This window comes from Rhodoflexus caldus (assembly GCF_021206925.1).
Lineage (GTDB): Bacteria > Bacteroidota > Bacteroidia > Cytophagales > Thermoflexibacteraceae > Rhodoflexus > Rhodoflexus caldus.
Genome location: NZ_JAJPRF010000007.1, coordinates 41,815 through 59,530, shown reverse-complemented (window position 1 = coordinate 59,530; position 17,716 = coordinate 41,815). Strand labels below are relative to the sequence as shown.

17 protein-coding genes and 1 tRNA gene are annotated in these 17,716 nt (G+C 48.9%); 8 read left to right on the top strand and 10 right to left on the bottom strand.

All coding sequences use genetic code 11. The features are described from left to right. Positions 1 to 2 precede the first annotated feature (2 nt). Entirely contained in the window at positions 3 to 419 is a 417-nt protein-coding gene (locus tag NDK19_RS09750) for a hypothetical protein (RefSeq protein WP_250631690.1), read from the top strand. A 160-nt stretch (positions 420 to 579) separates the two neighbouring features. Here the strand turns inward: NDK19_RS09750 and recJ are convergent, their stop codons facing one another. Then, positions 580 to 2,283 (bottom strand): single-stranded-DNA-specific exonuclease RecJ, encoded by a 1,704-nt coding sequence (gene recJ / locus NDK19_RS09745; RefSeq protein WP_250631689.1) that lies wholly within the window; start codon positions 2,281 to 2,283, stop codon positions 580 to 582. Positions 2,284 to 2,391: 108 nt separating this feature from the next. Between recJ and NDK19_RS09740 the strand changes: the two genes are divergently transcribed. Both NDK19_RS09740 and hisA read left to right on the top strand, forming a co-directional pair. Beyond that, a complete protein-coding gene (locus NDK19_RS09740; RefSeq protein WP_250631688.1) occupies positions 2,392 to 3,291 on the top strand; it encodes a carbon-nitrogen hydrolase in 900 nt (299 codons plus the stop codon). A gap of 91 nt (positions 3,292 to 3,382) precedes the next feature. Then, entirely contained in the window at positions 3,383 to 4,102 is a 720-nt protein-coding gene (gene hisA, locus NDK19_RS09735) for a 1-(5-phosphoribosyl)-5-[(5-phosphoribosylamino)methylideneamino]imidazole-4-carboxamide isomerase (RefSeq protein WP_250631687.1), read from the top strand. A gap of 98 nt (positions 4,103 to 4,200) precedes the next feature. On the opposite strand, the gene NDK19_RS09730 is transcribed toward hisA, so the two are convergent. Continuing rightward, positions 4,201 to 4,434: a hypothetical protein gene (locus tag NDK19_RS09730; RefSeq protein ID WP_250631686.1), complete on the bottom strand. Its 234-nt coding sequence runs from the start codon at positions 4,432 to 4,434 to the stop codon at positions 4,201 to 4,203. A gap of 78 nt (positions 4,435 to 4,512) precedes the next feature. Between NDK19_RS09730 and ribD the strand changes: the two genes are divergently transcribed. Together ribD and NDK19_RS09720 are read left to right on the top strand one after the other, a co-directional pair. Next, the gene (gene ribD / locus NDK19_RS09725) at positions 4,513 to 5,541 is read left to right on the top strand and encodes a bifunctional diaminohydroxyphosphoribosylaminopyrimidine deaminase/5-amino-6-(5-phosphoribosylamino)uracil reductase RibD (protein WP_250631685.1); all 1,029 of its coding nucleotides are present in this window, start codon (positions 4,513 to 4,515) and stop codon (positions 5,539 to 5,541) included. 139 nt (positions 5,542 to 5,680) lie between these two features. Continuing rightward, positions 5,681 to 6,964 carry a DUF5690 family protein gene (locus NDK19_RS09720; RefSeq protein ID WP_250631684.1) on the top strand — a complete coding sequence of 428 codons (1,284 nt, stop codon included), beginning with the start codon at positions 5,681 to 5,683 and terminating at the stop codon, positions 6,962 to 6,964. A gap of 173 nt (positions 6,965 to 7,137) precedes the next feature. Here NDK19_RS09720 and NDK19_RS09715 read toward each other — a convergent pair whose 3' ends face one another. Continuing rightward, the gene (locus NDK19_RS09715) at positions 7,138 to 7,872 is read right to left on the bottom strand and encodes a 3-keto-disaccharide hydrolase (protein ID WP_250631683.1); all 735 of its coding nucleotides are present in this window, start codon (positions 7,870 to 7,872) and stop codon (positions 7,138 to 7,140) included. A 43-nt stretch (positions 7,873 to 7,915) separates the two neighbouring features. Beyond that, on the bottom strand, positions 7,916 to 9,571 hold the full coding sequence (locus tag NDK19_RS09710) for an amidohydrolase (RefSeq protein WP_250631682.1): 1,656 nt from the start codon (positions 9,569 to 9,571) through the stop codon (positions 7,916 to 7,918). A gap of 204 nt (positions 9,572 to 9,775) precedes the next feature. On the opposite strand from NDK19_RS09710, the gene argS reads away from it, so the two are divergent. After that, positions 9,776 to 11,596, top strand: a complete 1,821-nt coding sequence (argS, locus tag NDK19_RS09705) for an arginine--tRNA ligase (RefSeq protein ID WP_250631681.1) — start codon at positions 9,776 to 9,778, stop codon at positions 11,594 to 11,596. A gap of 141 nt (positions 11,597 to 11,737) precedes the next feature. On the opposite strand, the gene NDK19_RS09700 is transcribed toward argS, so the two are convergent. Next, positions 11,738 to 12,292: a phosphoribosyltransferase family protein gene (locus NDK19_RS09700; RefSeq protein ID WP_250631680.1), complete on the bottom strand. Its 555-nt coding sequence runs from the start codon at positions 12,290 to 12,292 to the stop codon at positions 11,738 to 11,740. A 97-nt stretch (positions 12,293 to 12,389) separates the two neighbouring features. Between NDK19_RS09700 and NDK19_RS09695 the strand changes: the two genes are divergently transcribed. Beyond that, positions 12,390 to 13,031, top strand: a complete 642-nt coding sequence (locus NDK19_RS09695) for a coiled-coil domain-containing protein (protein WP_250631679.1) — start codon at positions 12,390 to 12,392, stop codon at positions 13,029 to 13,031. Positions 13,032 to 13,101: 70 nt separating this feature from the next. On the opposite strand, the gene NDK19_RS09690 is transcribed toward NDK19_RS09695, so the two are convergent. The 5 genes from NDK19_RS09690 to NDK19_RS09670 all read right to left on the bottom strand — a co-directional run bounded on the left by NDK19_RS09690 (position 13,102) and on the right by NDK19_RS09670 (position 16,522). Next, positions 13,102 to 14,406 carry a serine hydroxymethyltransferase gene (locus NDK19_RS09690; protein ID WP_250631678.1) on the bottom strand — a complete coding sequence of 435 codons (1,305 nt, stop codon included), beginning with the start codon at positions 14,404 to 14,406 and terminating at the stop codon, positions 13,102 to 13,104. Positions 14,407 to 14,683: 277 nt separating this feature from the next. Then, positions 14,684 to 14,756 (bottom strand) — tRNA-Phe (locus NDK19_RS09685). Between the two features lie 94 nt (positions 14,757 to 14,850). Then, positions 14,851 to 15,138: an Asp-tRNA(Asn)/Glu-tRNA(Gln) amidotransferase subunit GatC gene (gene gatC, locus NDK19_RS09680; RefSeq protein WP_250631677.1), complete on the bottom strand. Its 288-nt coding sequence runs from the start codon at positions 15,136 to 15,138 to the stop codon at positions 14,851 to 14,853. A 3-nt stretch (positions 15,139 to 15,141) separates the two neighbouring features. Continuing rightward, on the bottom strand, positions 15,142 to 15,978 hold the full coding sequence (locus NDK19_RS09675; protein WP_250631676.1) for a lysophospholipid acyltransferase family protein: 837 nt from the start codon (positions 15,976 to 15,978) through the stop codon (positions 15,142 to 15,144). Next, on the bottom strand, positions 15,878 to 16,522 hold the full coding sequence (locus tag NDK19_RS09670; protein WP_250631675.1) for a DUF4290 domain-containing protein: 645 nt from the start codon (positions 16,520 to 16,522) through the stop codon (positions 15,878 to 15,880). The genes NDK19_RS09675 and NDK19_RS09670 overlap by 101 nt, the downstream gene beginning before the upstream one ends. A 130-nt stretch (positions 16,523 to 16,652) precedes the next feature. On the opposite strand from NDK19_RS09670, the gene NDK19_RS09665 reads away from it, so the two are divergent. Beyond that, positions 16,653 to 17,636 carry an acyl-ACP desaturase gene (locus NDK19_RS09665; RefSeq protein WP_250631674.1) on the top strand — a complete coding sequence of 328 codons (984 nt, stop codon included), beginning with the start codon at positions 16,653 to 16,655 and terminating at the stop codon, positions 17,634 to 17,636. The last annotated feature ends 80 nt before the right edge of the window (positions 17,637 to 17,716 follow it).

The window sequence follows — 17,716 nt, the reverse complement described above, 5'->3', positions numbered from 1 at the left end:
TTATGAAAAAGTTTACACTATCGGTATTACTGGCATTACTTACTTACACAATTCATGCGCAAAGTGCTACCAATGGTAAAGCGCAACTTTTTTTATACGATGGAATTATTGTTGGCGGTTATGTAAACGATGGGGGCTTCTTAAACTGTACAGGCCCTAACATCAATATTACCAAAGGGAATTTACGGATTATATTAGGCATGTTGCCGTCTTTGCGTTTTAAACAAGACCACGCAACACCCAAAAATGCTTTTGTTACGCCGGCGCTGGGAATGGGACTTACTTTTTGCTACAAGGCTTTGGCGTTGCAAGTGCCCGCTTATTACAATGCCAGAACTGCATCAACCGATGGGAGATGGCATCTCGGGATAGGTATTGGATTACGAACCACGCAATTCAACAAGAAAAAAGGCGGTTGAGCAAGCTGAAAAACATCACCCAAACACGCAGCAAGCAGATTTTGGCGGATAATAACGGGCAAAAATGTTGATTGTAGTTTTTTAACCAAAAAGAACCCTGCGAAATCCGCCTGTAATCCGTAGCACACACAGCGTTGCGGAGCAACCGTGTTGTGGGTTGCTATTGCGACAGATGCACATCGCGCAGCAACAATTGGAGCGACTTGCGGCCTTTGTAGTCGTTTTCCTGTAAATTGAAGGCAATGTCTATGGGTTGCTCGCTGCGTACAATCGCCTCATAATCAGGTGCCATGCTGAAACCTATCACATCGTAAACAACGGAATCATCCTGACGGACGGCAAATTTGAGGTGAATATCTTTCAGTACGCGCACGCTTTCGGGCAATACTTGCACGCGCCGAGCCACCAGTACAGGTTGCATATTCTGCGGCCCGAAAGGTGCCATTTGGCGGATGATATTCAGGAATTTAAAGGAAATCTGCGACAACGACACCTCTAAATCCACTTCAATTTGCGGGTACATGTCTTCTTCGCGCAGATTGGCGGCAACAATTTGCTCAAATCGCTCCTGAAAGGCCTGCAAGTTGGCAATAGGCATGGTTAAGCCTGCTGCATACTTGTGTCCGCCGTACTGTTCCAGCAGGTCGGCACATTCGGCGATGGCTTCGTAAATATCAAAACCGACAATGGAACGGGCAGAACCTGTGGCTTTTTCGTCGCTCTGGGTCAGAATAATTGTCGGGCGGTAGAATTTCTCAATGCAGCGTGCCGCCACAATGCCAATTACTCCTTTATGCCAATTTTCTTTGAACAGTACGGTGCTTTTTCGGTCAGGAAAATGCTGTTCTATCATTTCAATGGCTTCGCGGGTAATGTTGGAGTCAAACTCGCGGCGCTCTTCGTTGTTGGCATTGGCTACGGCGGCCAGTGCTACCGCTTCTTGCAAGTTATCGGAGGAAAGCAGACGGATGGCATGGCTGGCATGTGCCACCCGTCCAACGGCATTGATGCGGGGGCCGATACCGAAAACAATATTGGCCACTTCAATTTCGCCGCGCAGGTCGGAAATATCTATCAGCGCTTTTAAGCCCGGTCGCGGATTGCTGTTGAGTTGTTTCAGGCCGAAATGTGCCAAAACGCGGTTTTCGCCCGTAATCGGTACGATGTCAGCGGCAATGCTCACGGCCACCAGGTCTAAGAAACTGAACAGCCACTCGGTGGGCAGATTGTTGCTGATGGAGAAGGCATGAAGAAACTTAAACCCAACGCCACAGCCCGAAAGTTCTTTGTAAGGATATTCGCAATCGGCGCGTTTGGGGTCTAAAATGGCATAGGCAGGGGGCAGCGTATCGCCCGGCAGGTGGTGGTCGCAAACGATGAAGTCTATGCCCAAGTCGGCGGCATAGCCAATTGCACGATGCGACTTAATGCCGCAATCAAGGCTGATTATCAGCGAAATACCCTGTTCTTTTGCCCAGTCAATGCCGGTAATGGAAATACCGTAACCTTCCGTATAGCGGTCGGGCGTATAGAACAGCACGTTGCCGTAATAACGCCGCAAAAAGGTGTAGAACATGGCCACGGAAGTGGTGCCGTCCACGTCGTAATCGCCATAGATAAGGATGCGCTCCCCGTTGCGTATAGCTTCTTCCAGTCGCCACACGGCTTTGTCCATGTCCTTCATCAGGAAAGGGTCGTGCAACTGGTCTAAGGAAAGACGGAAAAACGCACGTGCTTCCTCAAAAGTACGCACACCGCGTTGCAGCAACAAAGTTGCCAGCGGCGCACTTACATTAATGGCGGATGCGAGAGCTGCAATTTGCTCCTGTTCGGGGACGGGCTTGACTACCCAACGTTTCTCCATAGTGCAAATTTGCCTCTAACGGCGCTTTTTTGCAACCGTAACAATGCGTTAATATTACAATTGTATGATTTACAGCCAATTATATTTCGGCAATTTTAATGCTGCCAAATGCTATCTTTGCGGCAAAAATTTTATTCCGCAACCGTGAAACAAGTTCGTGTAGGCTTGGTGCAGATGAGCTGCACAGCAGACAAAGCCGCTAATATTGCCAAAGCGTTGGAAAAAACGCGCGAAGCCGCTCAAAAAGGCGCTCAAATTGTTTGTTTACAGGAGCTTTTTACTTCGCTCTACTTCTGTGATGTAGAAGATTATGACAATTTTAAACTTGCAGAGGCTATTCCGGGGCCTACTACCGAGCAGTTTCAGGCGCTTGCCAAAGAACTTGGCATTGTGGTGATTGCTTCCCTGTTTGAAAAACGTGCACAGGGCTTGTACCATAACACAACGGCTGTGATTGATGCTGACGGCAGCTATTTGGGCAAGTATCGCAAAATGCACATCCCCGATGACCCCGGCTATTATGAAAAATTCTATTTCACCCCCGGCGATTTGGGCTACAAAGTATTTGACACCAAATTCGGCAAGTTGGGTATCCTTATTTGCTGGGACCAATGGTATCCCGAAGCAGCGCGCATTACCGCACTGATGGGAGCTGAAATTCTGTTTTACCCGACGGCTATCGGCTGGGCTGTTTCGCAAACCGAAGAGGTGAACCAAGACCAATACAGTGCCTGGCAAACCATTCAACGCAGCCATGCCATTGCCAACGGCGTGCCTGTGGTTTCGGTAAACCGCGTTGGTCAGGAGGGCGACATGCTGTTTTGGGGCGGCTCTTTTGTGGCCAATGCCTACGGCAAAGTGTTGTATCAAGCCAGCCATGACAAGGAAGAAGTCCACGTGCAAACCATTGACTTAGAACAAAGCGACTACTACCGCACGCACTGGCCGTTCCTCCGCGACCGCCGCATTGACAGCTACGATGTTATTACTAAACGCTTGATTGATTAATTCATTGCCAAAAACAGCAAGGGTTGTCAGGTATGGCAGCCCTTAAACGTTCTTGCAAGCAACCTGTCAATCACACTAAATATTTTATACCATGTATTTGATACCTGCCATAGACCTGATTGGTGGCAAATGTGTACGCCTGACACAGGGCGACTATCAAAAAATGACGGTTTACCACGACAACCCCGTGGAAGTGGCGCAGCGTTTTGAAGATGCGGGTATTTCGCACCTGCATCTGGTAGATTTGGACGGTGCAAAAGCCAAAACAGTGGTCAATTTGCATGTGCTGGAAGGCATTGCCCGCCATACATCGCTGCATATTGATTTTGGCGGCGGCGTACAAAGCGATGAGGACATTCGCCGCGTGTTTGATGCCGGAGCAGCGCAAGTAACAGGCGGCAGCATTGCTGTTAAAAATCCCGAAATGTTTACCCGTTGGCTGCAAACCTATGGCAGCGACCGCATCATTTTGGGAGCAGATGCACGCGACGGTAAGATAGCCGTTAGCGGTTGGCAGGAGATAACCGAACTGCCGCTCAACGATTTTATCGGCGACTATATCGCAAAGGGCGTGAAGTATGCCATTTGTACAGATGTTGGCCGCGACGGTATGTTGCAGGGCGCAGCAGGCGAACTGTACGCAGAGCTCATGCAGCAATTTCCTGATTTACAACTGATTGCAAGCGGCGGTATCGGCAGCATTGCCGATGTGGAAGCCTTGCAGCCGCTGGATTTATACGGCGTAATTATCGGGAAAGCCTTCTACGAAGGGCGCATTACGTGGGAAGAATTAAAATACTACGCCAGTTAATGCCCAACTTCTGTTGGGGTACATAAGTAAAAATTTCTAACAGAAGTTGCAGGCTCTGTTAGCGAATTTGGTGGAAAAACCTGTATTCTTAAAAAAACTTATGCCTCGCCAAAATGGTGCGGGTACAGGTTCAGCAGATAAGGCTCAGGTAGGGAGGTGCTACTTATCCAGCCGCCGTTTTCAAAATAGACTTCTACCAGAAAGTCGTAAATCAGGTACAGCCTGACTTTGTAATTGTTGCTTTGGCGACTGCCTAACAAATAGCCTTCCTTATCTAAAAGCGTGCATTGCCGAGTGAGAGAAAGGCGAAAAAATTCTGTTGAAGTAATCATAGTAAGTCGGGTAGTGTGAAAAATCAGCCGATAATAAACGGCAGTAGTTGAATAAGAAACAAAAAAAGCAGTTAGAAAGTGCATACGGACGAAATTTTCATGCAGCGCGCCATGGCTATTGCCCAATTGGGGCGCGGCAGCGTTAGCCCTAACCCGATGGTTGGCTGTGTGATTGTACACAACGGAGTCATCATTGGAGAAGGTTATCATCGGCGCTACGGCGAGGCACATGCCGAAGTGAACGCGGTGAATGCTGTTGCCAATCCTGAACTGCTGTCCGAATCTACGCTGTATGTTACGCTTGAACCTTGCTCGCACTTTGGTAAAACGCCTCCCTGTGCCGACCTGATTGTGCGCCACCGCATCCCCAAAGTTGTTGTGGCGAATGTAGATATTAACCCTTTGGTGAGCGGCAACGGTATCCGCAAGTTACAAGAGGCAGGCATAGAGGTGCAAACGGGTGTACTGGCGCGCGAAGCAGCCGAAATGAATCGCCGTTTTTTTACGTTTATGCGCCACAAACGCCCCTATATCATCCTGAAATGGGCAGAAAGTGCCGATGGCTTGATGGCCGCCGCTGACCGCCGCCCTGTATGGATTAGCAACCGCCTTTCGCGGCAGTTGGTGCATAAGTGGCGCAGCGAAGAGGATGCCGTTCTGACAGGGGCGGGGACAGCCCTGCACGATAACCCGCGCCTGAACGTGCGTGACTTTCCGATTATCCGCCGCCAGCCCTACCGCATAGTTATTGACCGCAGCCTGCAACTGCCACCCGATTTGCACCTGTTTGACGGCTCACAGCCTACCATCTGCTACAACTTGCACCGCAGCGAAGAGCAGCCCGGTCTGATTTGGCAGCAACTGCCCGCAGGTACATTTTTAACTGACCTGTTTGCCGATTTGTATGAGCGAAAAATACAGTCGGTATTGGTGGAAGCAGGCCCGCGATTGCTGCAAACCCTGATTGCTTTGGATTTATACGATGAAATTCGCCTGTTCCGTTCAGCGCATCCCATGGGCGACGGCATCGCTGCACCGCGTCCTCAGGGCAGAATGGTAGCGCGGGAAAATCTGTTGGGCGATGAACTGCTGGTTTTCAGGAAGTAAGCCGTCTGCGCAAATTCAAACGCATCGCTTCTTTCGCGTTGATTTCATTGCAAGCATACAAGTATGGAAAGTGTGAAATATCGCAAAGTTTGAGTATCAATCATTTGCAGTATATTTTGCAACTATTAACTCAACCGATATGTCGTCAGCACTGCAACAGCGGCTTTCCCGAAGCTCTCCCGCCGTCTTTTCTGCCTATGCCGCAGGGGCGGCTTTTTGCGCCTATACCTGCATTTTCGCCTTGCGAAAGCCTTTCACGGCTGCCACATTTGAGGGCTTGTCTTTTGCGGGGATAGATTACAAAATCTGGCTGATTACGGCGCAGGTGCTGGGCTATATGTTGTCCAAATTCATCGGCATTAAACTGATTGCCGAAATGTCGCGGGGCAAACGGGCGCTAAGCATTGCCATTATGGTTGCCGTGGCACTGGCCTCATGGGTCGGGTTTGCAATTGTGCCGCCACCCTATAACATTATCTGTCTGTTTTTCAACGGTTTACCCTTGGGCATGGGTTGGGGGCTGATGATTGGTTATTTGGAAGGGCGGCGCGTAACCGAAGTGCTGGGGGCAGGGTTGTCCGTGAGTTTCATTTTCTCCTCGGGAATTTCCAAAACCATTGGCCTGTGGGTAATCAACAGTTTGGGAATCAGCCCGTTTCTGATGCCTTTGGTCGTAGCTGTCGGATTTTCGCTGCCGCTGGTCGGGTTCATCTGGTTGTTGGAGCAACTGCCGCCGCCTTCTGCGGAGGACGAAGCAGCCCGCACCCGTCGCGAACCTATGAGCGGTGCAGAGCGGCTGGCATTTGTCCGCCGTTTTGCTTTCGGGCTGCTGAGCCTGATTTTGGCATATATCCTGCTCACCATTTACCGCGATTTTCGCGATAACTACGCTGCCGAAATATGGCAGGCATTGGGCTACGGCGGCTCACCGCAGATGTTTACACTCACCGAAACGCCCGTTGCGCTGGCCGTAATGATAGCCGTCAGCCTGATGATGCTGGTAAAAGACAACTTGCGTGCTTTCCTCATCAACCACGCCATGATTGGCGGCGGATTTCTGCTTGTGGGATTGGCTACGCTGGGTTTTCAGGCAGGCATTGTTTCCCCTGTTTGGTGGATTATCAGCGTTGGTTTCGGCTTGTACTTGGGCTATGTTCCCTTCAACAGCGTGCTGTTTGACCGCCTGATTGCCACCTTTCGCCATGCGGGCAATGTTGGTTTCCTGATTTACCTTGCCGATTCTTTTGGCTATGTAGGCAGTGTTTCGGTATTGCTTTATAAAAATTTTGGACAACAATCTACGGGTTGGCTGCCGTTTTTCATACAAGGCAGCTATATCGTATGTATCGTTGGCACGCTGCTGATGCTGGTTTCGGCGGTTTATTTTTGGGGAAAGTACAGAAGCAATTCATCGGGCGCATAGTTTACGGACATTTGCCGATACATCAAGGGAAGAGTACCGCCTTACATAGCAAACGCTGTCAGGAGATTGTTCCCGACAGCGTTATTTCATATGCGTAATTTGTATTTGAGATTCAGCGCACACTGCTGCTATCTTGTATGCTGCAAAAGGCGCAAAGGTTGGCCGCAGTACGTTTACATTTCCCGAATCCAGATATTGCGGTAGCTCACAGGGTTGCTGTGGTCTTGCAGTAAAATAGGGCCTTTGCCGTGTGCAATGTACTTGGGTGCGCCTATGTATTCGGTCGTTCCATGAATTTCCACATGGTTTTGTACAACCACTCCGTTGTGAAGCACGGTTATGTAGGCAGGTCGTTCCAAAGAACCATTTTTGCGAAAACGCGGCGCGGTGTAAATGATGTCGTAGGTATTCCAATCGCCCGGCTTAGAGGTGGCATTCACTAAGGGAATGTGTTGCTTGTAAATGCTTGCCGCCTGCCCGTTGGAGTAGGTGCGGTTTTCGTAGGAGTTCAAAACCTGCACTTCATAACGCCCCTGCATAAATATGCCACTGTTGCCTTTGTCCTGCCCTTTGCGATTAGGCTCATCGGGCGAGCGCCACTCTATGTGCAGTTGAAAATCGCCAAAGGTGCGTTTGGTCTGGATGTCGCCCGTGCCCGGCACAACGGTAAAAATACCGTCTTTTACTTCCCATTTGGCAGCACTGCCGTCTTTGGCGCTCACCCATTCGTTGAGGTTGCTGCCATCAAATAATAAAATAGCATCGGAAGGAGCTTTTCCCATACCGGGAGCCGTAATTACTTTGGGTTCAGGCTCCCAAACTTCGGTTTCTTCGGGTTTGGGTTTGTCCTGCGCATTAACTGCTGCGCTGAAAAGGACTGCAACGCCAAGTAAAGTGAGTTTCTTCATTGTTTTTGTAGTTTAACGGTGTCTAATATAGGCAAAAAGGCTATCAAATTCCCTTTCGGTGTACGGCCTTGCCGCCTGCCAAAGTGAGCAACACCTTGGTTTTATGAATATCGGCGGGCGGTATTTTGAAAAGATTTTGGTCAAGTACAATTAAATCCGCTGCTTTGCCCGGTGCTATGCTGCCTGTAATGTTATCCTGATGCATCAGGTAAGCGCCGCCCAGCGTGTAAGCATGGATGATTTGATGCAAAGTCAGGCGTTCTTCGGGAATCCACGGGTGGTCGTCCGGCACATTGATTTGCATACGGGTTATTGCCACCTGAATAGCCTCAAACGGATTGACCGTAGAAACCGGCCAATCGCTGCCTGCTGCCAGCCGTGCGCCGGTGTTCCAAATACTTGCCATCGGGTATTGGCTGCGGGCACGTTTAGGCCCTAAAATTCTGGAAATCAGGTTGATATTCAATAAATCGCCTTTTGCCCAAAAAGGTTGGAAGTTAGCTACCACCTGTTGGCGGGCAAACCGCGCGCGGTCGGCGGAGTCTATTACCTGCAAATGCGAAATATTGTGCCGCAAAGCGGGATTGCTGCCTTCCACGGCATCCAAGGAAACGCGCACTGCCTTATCGCCCAGCGCGTGGAAGTGAATCTGAAAGCCTGCACTGTCCAACTGTCGGCAGTAGCGGCACAACTCGTCGGGGTTATAGTTCAAAATGCCTGTATCGTTGGGGCGGTCGTCGTAGGGGGCTAACAGCGCTGCCGTGTGTGCTTCGGGTACACCATCGGTAAAAATTTTGACACATGTTGCCCGCAGCCACTCGTCTTTGGTATAGATGCGGCGCAGACTGTCTAAGGAAGCAACAGGAACGATGCCATTTAAACCAACTGACAATGAGGTGATTACACGCGAATTTAATTCACCTTTGCGGTGTAGCTCCTCATAGGCTTTCAAGTAGGAGAGGGGCGCAGAGGCATCTGTAAAACTTGTAATGCCCAATTCGTGCATTTTTTGCATGGCAGTTTTCAGCAAATTCACACGCTGCTCGTGGGTGTCTTTGGGAATCAACTTGCTTACCAAGCCCATCGCCTCCTCGCGCAGCGTACCTGACGGCTGCCCTTTGCTGTCTTTTTCAATACGTCCTTGCGGCGGGTCGGGAGTTTTGGCAGTGATGCCTGCCATTTCAAGGCCTTTGCTGTTCACCCATGCGGAGTGCCCATCCCAAGACCTGAGGTACACAGGGCGGTCAGGCGCGATGCTGTCCAACAGGGCACGCGAAGGATTGCCGTCGGGCGGGAATACGTGCAGTTCCCAACCCCTGCCAAGTATCCACTCATCGTTGGGGTGAGCTTTCACATAGTCGGCAATGGCTTGGCGCACTTCTGCGATGGTGTTTAGCCCGCTCAACTGACATTGTACCGTTTCGGTAGCCCCGCCAATTGGGTGCACGTGTGCATCGTGTAAGCCGGGCAGCACCAACTTGCCCTGTAAATCAAGCACTTCCGCAGCTTCATATTGTGCTAAAATATCCGCACTGCTGCCGACTGCCAGAATTTTGCCGTTGCCAACAGCTACTGCTTCGGCAAAAGTGCTGTCGGGCAAATAGCACTGTCCGTTGTGCAATATCAAATCGGCAGACTGCTTTTTGCCGCAACTGCCCAGCAGCAACAGCACGAAAAATAAGGTGTAAAAAATGCGCATAATCAGGATTTTAGGAAATGATGGCTAAGATAGTGGCTTTCTGATGTATTTCAGTTGGCTTTCCACTAATTTTGCAGCCGCATAGGCACATACTGTTTGTGCTGTTGGCGTTTTTAAACTTTTGCTCATTTTGCGGCATAGCTTTTTACCGCAAAAGGGCGCGACATTTTAACGACACACGATTTAAGCTAAAACTGTATCAACATGAATATCGCCCTGCCACTGATTCCAACCATCAGTAAGTGTTTTGAGGAAAAATTCAACATCCAACTTTCGGACAGTGAAATAACTTTTCAAACCACCCGCAAAGAATTTGAGGGCGATGTTACGCTGGTGATTTTCCCTTTTCTTAAAAAAGTACAAGAAAAGCCCGAAGTGTTGGCACAAACCATCGGCGAATACCTTGTGCAGCACAATCCGCAAGTAGCGAAGTTTAATGTGGTGAAAGGCTTTCTGAATATCTCGCTTTCGCAAGCCGTATGGATTGAGACCCTGACACAAATTGCCAACAACCCCAACTACGGACTTTTTGCCAATAACGGGCAGAAAGTGATGGTAGAGTATTCATCACCGAATACGAACAAGCCGCTGCACTTGGGGCACATGCGCAATATTTTCTTAGGTTATTCGGTGTCTAACATCCTGAAAACCAACGGATACGATGTTATGAAGGTCAATCTGGTAAACGACCGCGGCATCCATATCTGCAAGTCCATGCTGGCTTACCAAAAGTTCGGCAATGGCGAAACCCCGCAATCTTCGGGTATGAAAGGCGACCACTTGGTAGGGCATTATTACGTGGTTTTTGACCGCGAAAACAAGAAAGCAACTGCGCAACTGCTGGAAGAGTACAAGGCTGCTTATCCGAACGAAGACCCCGAAAAATTAGCCGAAAAAGCCGCCAAAAACTCCCCGCTACTGTTAGAAGCACAGGAAATGCTGCGCCAATGGGAAGAAGGCAATCCCGAAATCGTACAACTTTGGCAAACCATGAACGGCTGGGTGTACGAAGGTTTTGATGCCACCTACCAAAAAATGGGCGTTGATTTTGACAAAACCTACTACGAAAGCAATACTTACCTGCTCGGCAAAGCCGTAGTGGAAGAAGGACTTGCCAAGGGGCTGTTTTTCAAGAAAGAAGACGGCTCGGTGTGGGTAGATTTGACCGCTGATGGCTTAGACCAAAAACTCCTGCTCCGTTCCGACGGCACCTCGGTTTACATCACGCAAGACCTCGGCACGGCAGACATGAAGTACGCCGACTTCCCGATGCAAAAATCGGTGTATGTGGTTGGTAATGAGCAGGATTATCATTTCAAAGTTCTCAAACTCATCCTGCAAAAACTCGGCAGAAGCTACGCCGACGGAGTCTATCACCTCTCTTACGGCATGGTAGAACTGCCCAGCGGCAAGATGAAAAGCCGCGAAGGCACGGTAGTAGATGCCGACGATTTGATAGATGAAATGGTGAAAATTGCCCGCGAACGCACCAAAGAATTGGGCAAAATTGATGACTTTGAAAGTGCAGAAGCCGAAGCACTGTATCATGCCTTGGCAATGGGTGCGCTGAAATACTACCTGCTGCGCGTTGATCCGAAGAAAAAAATGCTCTTCAACCCCGAAGAATCCATTGATTTTCAAGGGGATACAGGCGTTTATATCCAATACACGCACGCGAAAATTGCGGCTATCTTGCGCCGTGCACAGGCATCGGGCATTGATGCTTCGCCTGCTGCTTTTGCTGCTGCTTCGGTGCTTGCACCGCAAGAGGTAGAACTTATTCAGACGCTGGCAGCCTATCCAAAGCGCATTGCCGATGCTGCCAACGAGTACGCACCTTCACTGATTGCCGCTTATGCCTATGAACTGGCGAAAACTTACAGCCGTTTCTATGCGGAACTGTCCATTTTCAACGAGTCGGATGCGGCTCTGAAAAGCCTGCGCGTAGCCCTTTCGGCACAAACTGCCAAAGTCCTGAAATCTGCCCTGCAACTGATTGGTATTCAGGCACCTGAACGGATGTAAGAAATTAACACATGCTTTTTTACCGCGGGGTTCGCAAAGCTTCAATCCCAAAGTGCAGAAATCAATAATCGTTGGAAGAACACTCTGCACACTTGGCAGTAGAAGATTTGAAAGCGCGTTTTAAAGTGCTCACTTGCTACTCTATCGCAGGTAAACCGCCAATTGCTGCGGATTATCCAGATGCACATCTACGTGCTGGCGAACGGTCGTAGAAAGTGCGTAGCCCACATAATCTGCGGCAATTGGAAATTCCTGATGCCCTCTGTCCACAATCACCGCCGTTTGCAGGCGCTTGGGGTGTACGTCCAGAATGGAGCGAATGGCAAAGCAAAAAGTTCTGCCTGTATAAAGTACATCATCTGCCAGAATGATGGTTTTGCCGTGTAACTGCTCAGTAGGCACATCCAGCGTTACGGGGCTGGTGGCAGGATTTTGTTTGTCTATATTCAACTTTACGAGTTTCCACGTAATCGGCAGAATTTGTTTGAGTTCGCCTAACAACAGTTCTGCAAAGAGGTAGCCTTGTGGCGCAATTCCTGCCACGATGATTTCCTTTTCCTCAAAATTGCGTTCGCAAATTTCAAAAGCGATGCGCCTGATTTTTTGTGTAATCTGGCGGTTGTTTAATATCAGATGGCGGCTTTCGTTTTGCATATGCCAAGGTTGGTTGTCGCAAATTTGGGGATTCTTTTTCATCTGCCCTGTTTTTCCCGAAAGAATTTTTAACTTAGGAAAAGTCGCTGCCCGGCTTGCTGTTTCAATCATTTTTTCACTTCAAAACCTTGAAAATACCATGGATGGCATTGAATCAATCATCGGGAAGTATAAAATCGTGGGCATTATTGTTGCCATTATCGCGGTTGTTGTTTATTTCAATCGCTATCAGCAAAGCGAAAGCGAGAAAGGTAAAGCCGAACTGGAAAAACAGGTGGCAGAGATTGAGGTGGAAAAGAAAAAATTAGAGTTGGAAAAGCAGCGCATGGAATATGAAAATTTCAAAGCTGAACAGGAAAAAAAGGTGCTGTCGCAATATGGCGGCGATGAAACCGAAGCAGTAAACGACCTGCGCGAACGCGAAAAATATCTGAAACAACATCAGCCCTCTGCGCCGCCTTCGGGCAGTTACAGCAGCGATGGCAACATTCCCAACATTGCCGGCAAATGGATGGACAGCAATAATACGGGGGCGTATTACCTGATTGAGCAAAACGGCAATCAAATTACAATCACCGAATATTCCTATTTTTTGGGGGAATCTTTTGTTTCGGCAAGCGGGGCAGGGTACGTAGATGCGGCGGGCAATGCGACTGTCAATTATCAGACGCTATTTGGCACAACAGGGCAGGGGACTTTCCGCATCAGGGGCAACGTATTGCAGGGAACTTTCCACGACCAGAATACCGGTGCTATCGTGCAGGTATCGGCGCGCAAATGATAAAGCACGCATCAATTGAAAAAAACCCGACAGTTTGCAGGTGCTGTCGGGTTTTTTGTATATCAGGCTGTTAGAACATAGCCGCTACCAACTCTTCCGATTCGGCAAACAACGGATACTGTTGCATCCAGCTGTTTACTTCTTTGCGCACTTCGGCAAGTATGGTATCGTTGTCATTATTCATCAGTGCCTTATCAATTAGCATGGCAATGCGCGGCATATCGGCAGCCACCAGTCCGCGGGTAGTGATGGCAGGCGTACCGATACGCATACCCGAAGTAACAAACGGCGACTTGTCGTCAAACGGCACCATGTTTTTATTGATGGTAATGTCGGCTTTAATCAGCGTATTTTCTGCCAGTTTGCCGCTGATGCCTTTGTTGCGCAGGTCAATCAGCATCAGGTGGTTGTCTGTTCCGCCGGAGATGATGTGGTAGCCCATGTCCACAAAAGCCTTAGCCAGTGCTTGTGCGTTTTCGGCTACGCGCTTAACGTATTGCATGTAGCTGTCGGAAAGGGCTTCGCCGAAGGCTACGGCTTTGGCAGCAATTACGTGTTCCAATGGCCCCCCCTGTGTGCCGGGGAAAACAGCACCGTCTAATAGTTCGGACATCATTTTTATCTGTCCTTTGGGGTTGGTGATGCCAAACGGATTTTCAAAATCCTGTCCCATCATAATGATTCCGCCGCGAGGGCCACGCAGGGTTTTATGCGTAGTGGAAGTTACGATGTGGCAATGTTGCAGCGGGTCATTCAACAAACCGCGGGCAATCAGTCCGGAAGGATGGGAAATATCGGCCAGCAACAGGGCACCCACTTTGTCGGCAATGACGCGGAGGCGGGCATAATCCCAGTCGCGAGAGTAAGCCGAAGCGCCGCAGATAATCAGTTTAGGCTGTTCGCGCAGGGCTGTTTCCTCTACTTTGTCCCAGTCAATCAGTCCCGTTTCGCGTTCAACACCATAAAATGAAGGCTGATAGAGTTTTCCCGAGAAGTTCACGGGTGAGCCATGGGTGAGATGCCCGCCGTGCGAGAGGTCAAAGCCCAGAATTTTATCGCCGGGTTGCAATACTGCCAGCATGACGGCCGCATTCGCCTGAGCCCCCGAGTGCGGTTGCACATTTGCCCAAGCTGCACCAAACAGTTGTTTGAGGCGTTCAATGGCAATGTTTTCAATTTGGTCAACTATTTCACAGCCGCCGTAGTAGCGCTTGCCGGGCAGTCCTTCGGCGTACTTGTTGGTCAGCACGCTGCCCATAGCCTGCATCACATAAGGTGAGGCAAAGTTTTCGGAAGCAATCAGTTCAATGCCGTGAGTTTGGCGCTCAAACTCTTTTTGGATGAGGGAAAATACTTGATTATCAGCCTTAATCATGGAAATTGAGGGAAAATGAGGCTACAAATGTACGTAAAAGTGTACGGTTTTCGGCAAATGCGGATGCATATACTTTTTTACTTACACCGAAACAAATGTAAGCAAGCCAAAAAATAATCGTCAGTAAAAACGCTTAACCGACTTTACAAGCAATTTGAAGGTCGGTTTTCAACTGCTCAACTGCTTATTTTGAAAAAGTGTGTACGGTCTTGTGTACTTGAATTTAAAGAAAAAACCCTGTCAGAAGTGCCTCAGACAGGGTTTTTACAGGCTTTCGTGGTGTGGGAGGGAATCGAACCCCCGACACAAGGATTTTCAGTCCTTTGCTCTACCAACTGAGCTACCGCACCGCCTTGTTGTTTTTGGTGGCACAAAAGTAAAACGCGGTTTTTTATCCACCAAGCCTTTGCTGAAAGTTTTTTGTAACTTTTTTGCAATACTCTGTTAATCAATTACTTTGGGTACGCGAAAATAATCGGCGTCGTGGTCGGGTGCTTGCGAAAGTGCCTGTTCGTGTGTCAGGGTCTGTTCAATTTTATCTTTACGCAGGCGATTGACCTCGTGCGTCATGTGCGTAAGCGGCTCTATGCCCGTAGTATCTACCTCGCTGAGTTTATCTACCCAAGCAATTGTTTTGTTCAGGCTTTCCAATAGTTTTTCACGGTCTTGCGGGGCTACTTGCAAGCGCGCCAAGTGGGCGATTTTTTCTAAGGCTTCAGGCGTAATTTCCATGGTTTATGAATGACGGATAACGGATTGCGGAAAATGTCGGGTAAGTTCGTCTGCAATAATTTGATAGGTCTGCTCTTTGAGCATGTCCACATCGGCAAGTGTAAGGCCTTTGGTTTCTATCGGGGGGTGTATAACTACCAGAGCCTGCTTGCGCAATACGCGCCAACCTGACTTTTCGGGCAGAATTTGCCAATTGTAAGGCATGGTTACGGGCACAATGGGCGCTCCTGTTTCAATGGCAAGGCGGAATGCTCCTTCTTTAAAAGGCGCAAGGGTTGGCGGAGCAATTCGGCCGAAACCGCCTTCGGGGAAAATCAGCACGCTGCGGCCGCGCTCGAGGCGGTCTTTGGCTTTTTGCAAAGCACCCAGTCCACTTTTAGGGTTAGAACGATTGACGGGAATATGTACCCGACGAAAGATGTACCCAAAAATAGGGATTTTGGCCAGCGAACTTTTACCCACAAAAACAAACAGGTGTGGGATGGCATGTACCATCAGCGGTACATCCAAATAAGAAACATGGTTGGGGGTCATAATGTAAGGTTGTCCTTTGGGGAGGTTTTCCCGCCCGACAACCCGCACGGGTAATGCGCTCATCCAAAAGAGAAGCGTTCCCCATACCTTATAAGCGGCCAAACTAACCACATGCAATTTGCGATGCCAACTGCCAATAATGGCCGGGGGTGCGATAGGCAAGAAAAAACCAACCAAACAGGCTGCGCACCAAAGCCCGTACAGCCTACTTCCTGCGCTTGTCTTTTTTGCGCTTGTTGTTGCCGTATGAATGGCCGGAATAGTGTTGTTGATGTTGTGGCTTGTAGCGGTGTTCTCTTTCAGCATATTCCGAGCGAAGCGATTGTATATCCACATCTAATTGATTGTTGGAAAGTTCACGCAACTGCGCGGCTATTACTTCGTCTTCTGTGTTTTCTTTGTTCCATGCCGCATAAAAAGTGCGCATTAGTTTGAAAATACTGATAGCGGCTGCTTTCCGTTCTTCGGGGTCTTCCAGTTTGATGGCTTTTTCAATCATCAACTCCACGTTTTTGCCGTAATGACGGTAGGTAATCGCGTGGGAATTGTAGGGCATTTTTTGTGGCTTTTGGAACAATTCGCCCGGCTGCGGCGGCGGGAAAGGGCCATCTATATCTAATTTATAACCTGCCATATGGTGCAAGTGGTCCCATATGCGTTGCGGAGTCTCGATGTTTTCCCGTACCGATGGGTTGAGTTGCTTCATCAGACCTATGAGTACATGCGAGAGGGCTGTGCGCTCTTCTTTGGTAGGTCTGGAAGCAATATAATCTGCAATTTGTTGTACGCTGCGGCCATATTCTTTCAGGATTAGCTGGCTGCGCTCCGTATTGTACTCGAAGTTTTCCATCAAAAAATATTTCTACAAATTTATTGCAAAATGCGTAATTTCACCAAAGTTCACTCTACTTTTAAGCCCGCGCCGTTGTGTAAAGGCGTTGAAATGGAAATATTAGTTTAGTACGTAACCAACAAACACGATGAGTTTTTCTCAGCCTGCGAGAAGTGAAGTGATGCAATTTCTCGACAAAAAAATTCTGGGCTATGTAAAGGAATTTTTGCGTCCGATTGACGAAAACTGGCAACCGGCAGACCTTTTGCCCAACGCGTCGATGGAAAATTTTTTTGAGGAAGTAAAGCGTTTGCAGGAGCGTGCGCGCGAACTTTCTTATGATTTAGTAGCTGTGCTGATTGGGGATACCATTACGGAGGAAGCACTGCCCAGCTATGAGTCGTGGATTCATACGGTTAAAGGTGTACATGAGGCCGACCGCGAAAGTGGTTGGCGTACATGGACAAGGCACTGGACGGCCGAAGAGAATCGCCACGGCGATGTGTTGAACCGCTATCTGTACCTGACAGGGCGAATTAATATGCGCGAAATGGAAGCCTCTACGCAATACCTGATTGCTGACGGCTTTGATACACAGATTGGCGATGACCCTTATCGCACTTTTATTTATACCAGTTTTCAGGAGTTGGCAACCAATATTTCACACCGACGTGTGGCATCTATTGCCAAGAAGCAGGGCGATTCGCTGCTTGCCAAAATCTGCGGACAGGTGGCCGCCGACGAAGCCCGTCATGCTAAGGCTTATATTACTTTCATTCGCCATATTTTTGAGATTGACCCCAACGAAGCCATTCTGGCGTTTGAGGATATGATGCGCAAGAAAATAGTAATGCCCGCTCACTTCATGCGCGAAATAGGCGTAGAGATAGGTAAAACATTTGCGCACTTTACAGATGCGGCGCAGCGGCTGGGCGTATATACGGCCACCGACTATGTGGATATTTTGCGGCAACTGCTCAAAGAGTGGGATATTGAAGGGCTGCCCCAATTAAAAGACTCCGGCGAGAAAGCCAGAGAATACCTTTTGCAACTTCCTGCCCGTTTGGAACGTATAGCAGAACGCATCAAAACTCCGCAATTGGAATACAAATTCCGATGGATTCTCAGCTGAAAACAGCATCATTGCCGACAGCACTGCTTCTTGGGGCTGTCGGCTTTAGAGTATTTAGCAATTTCTTAACATTGGACTAC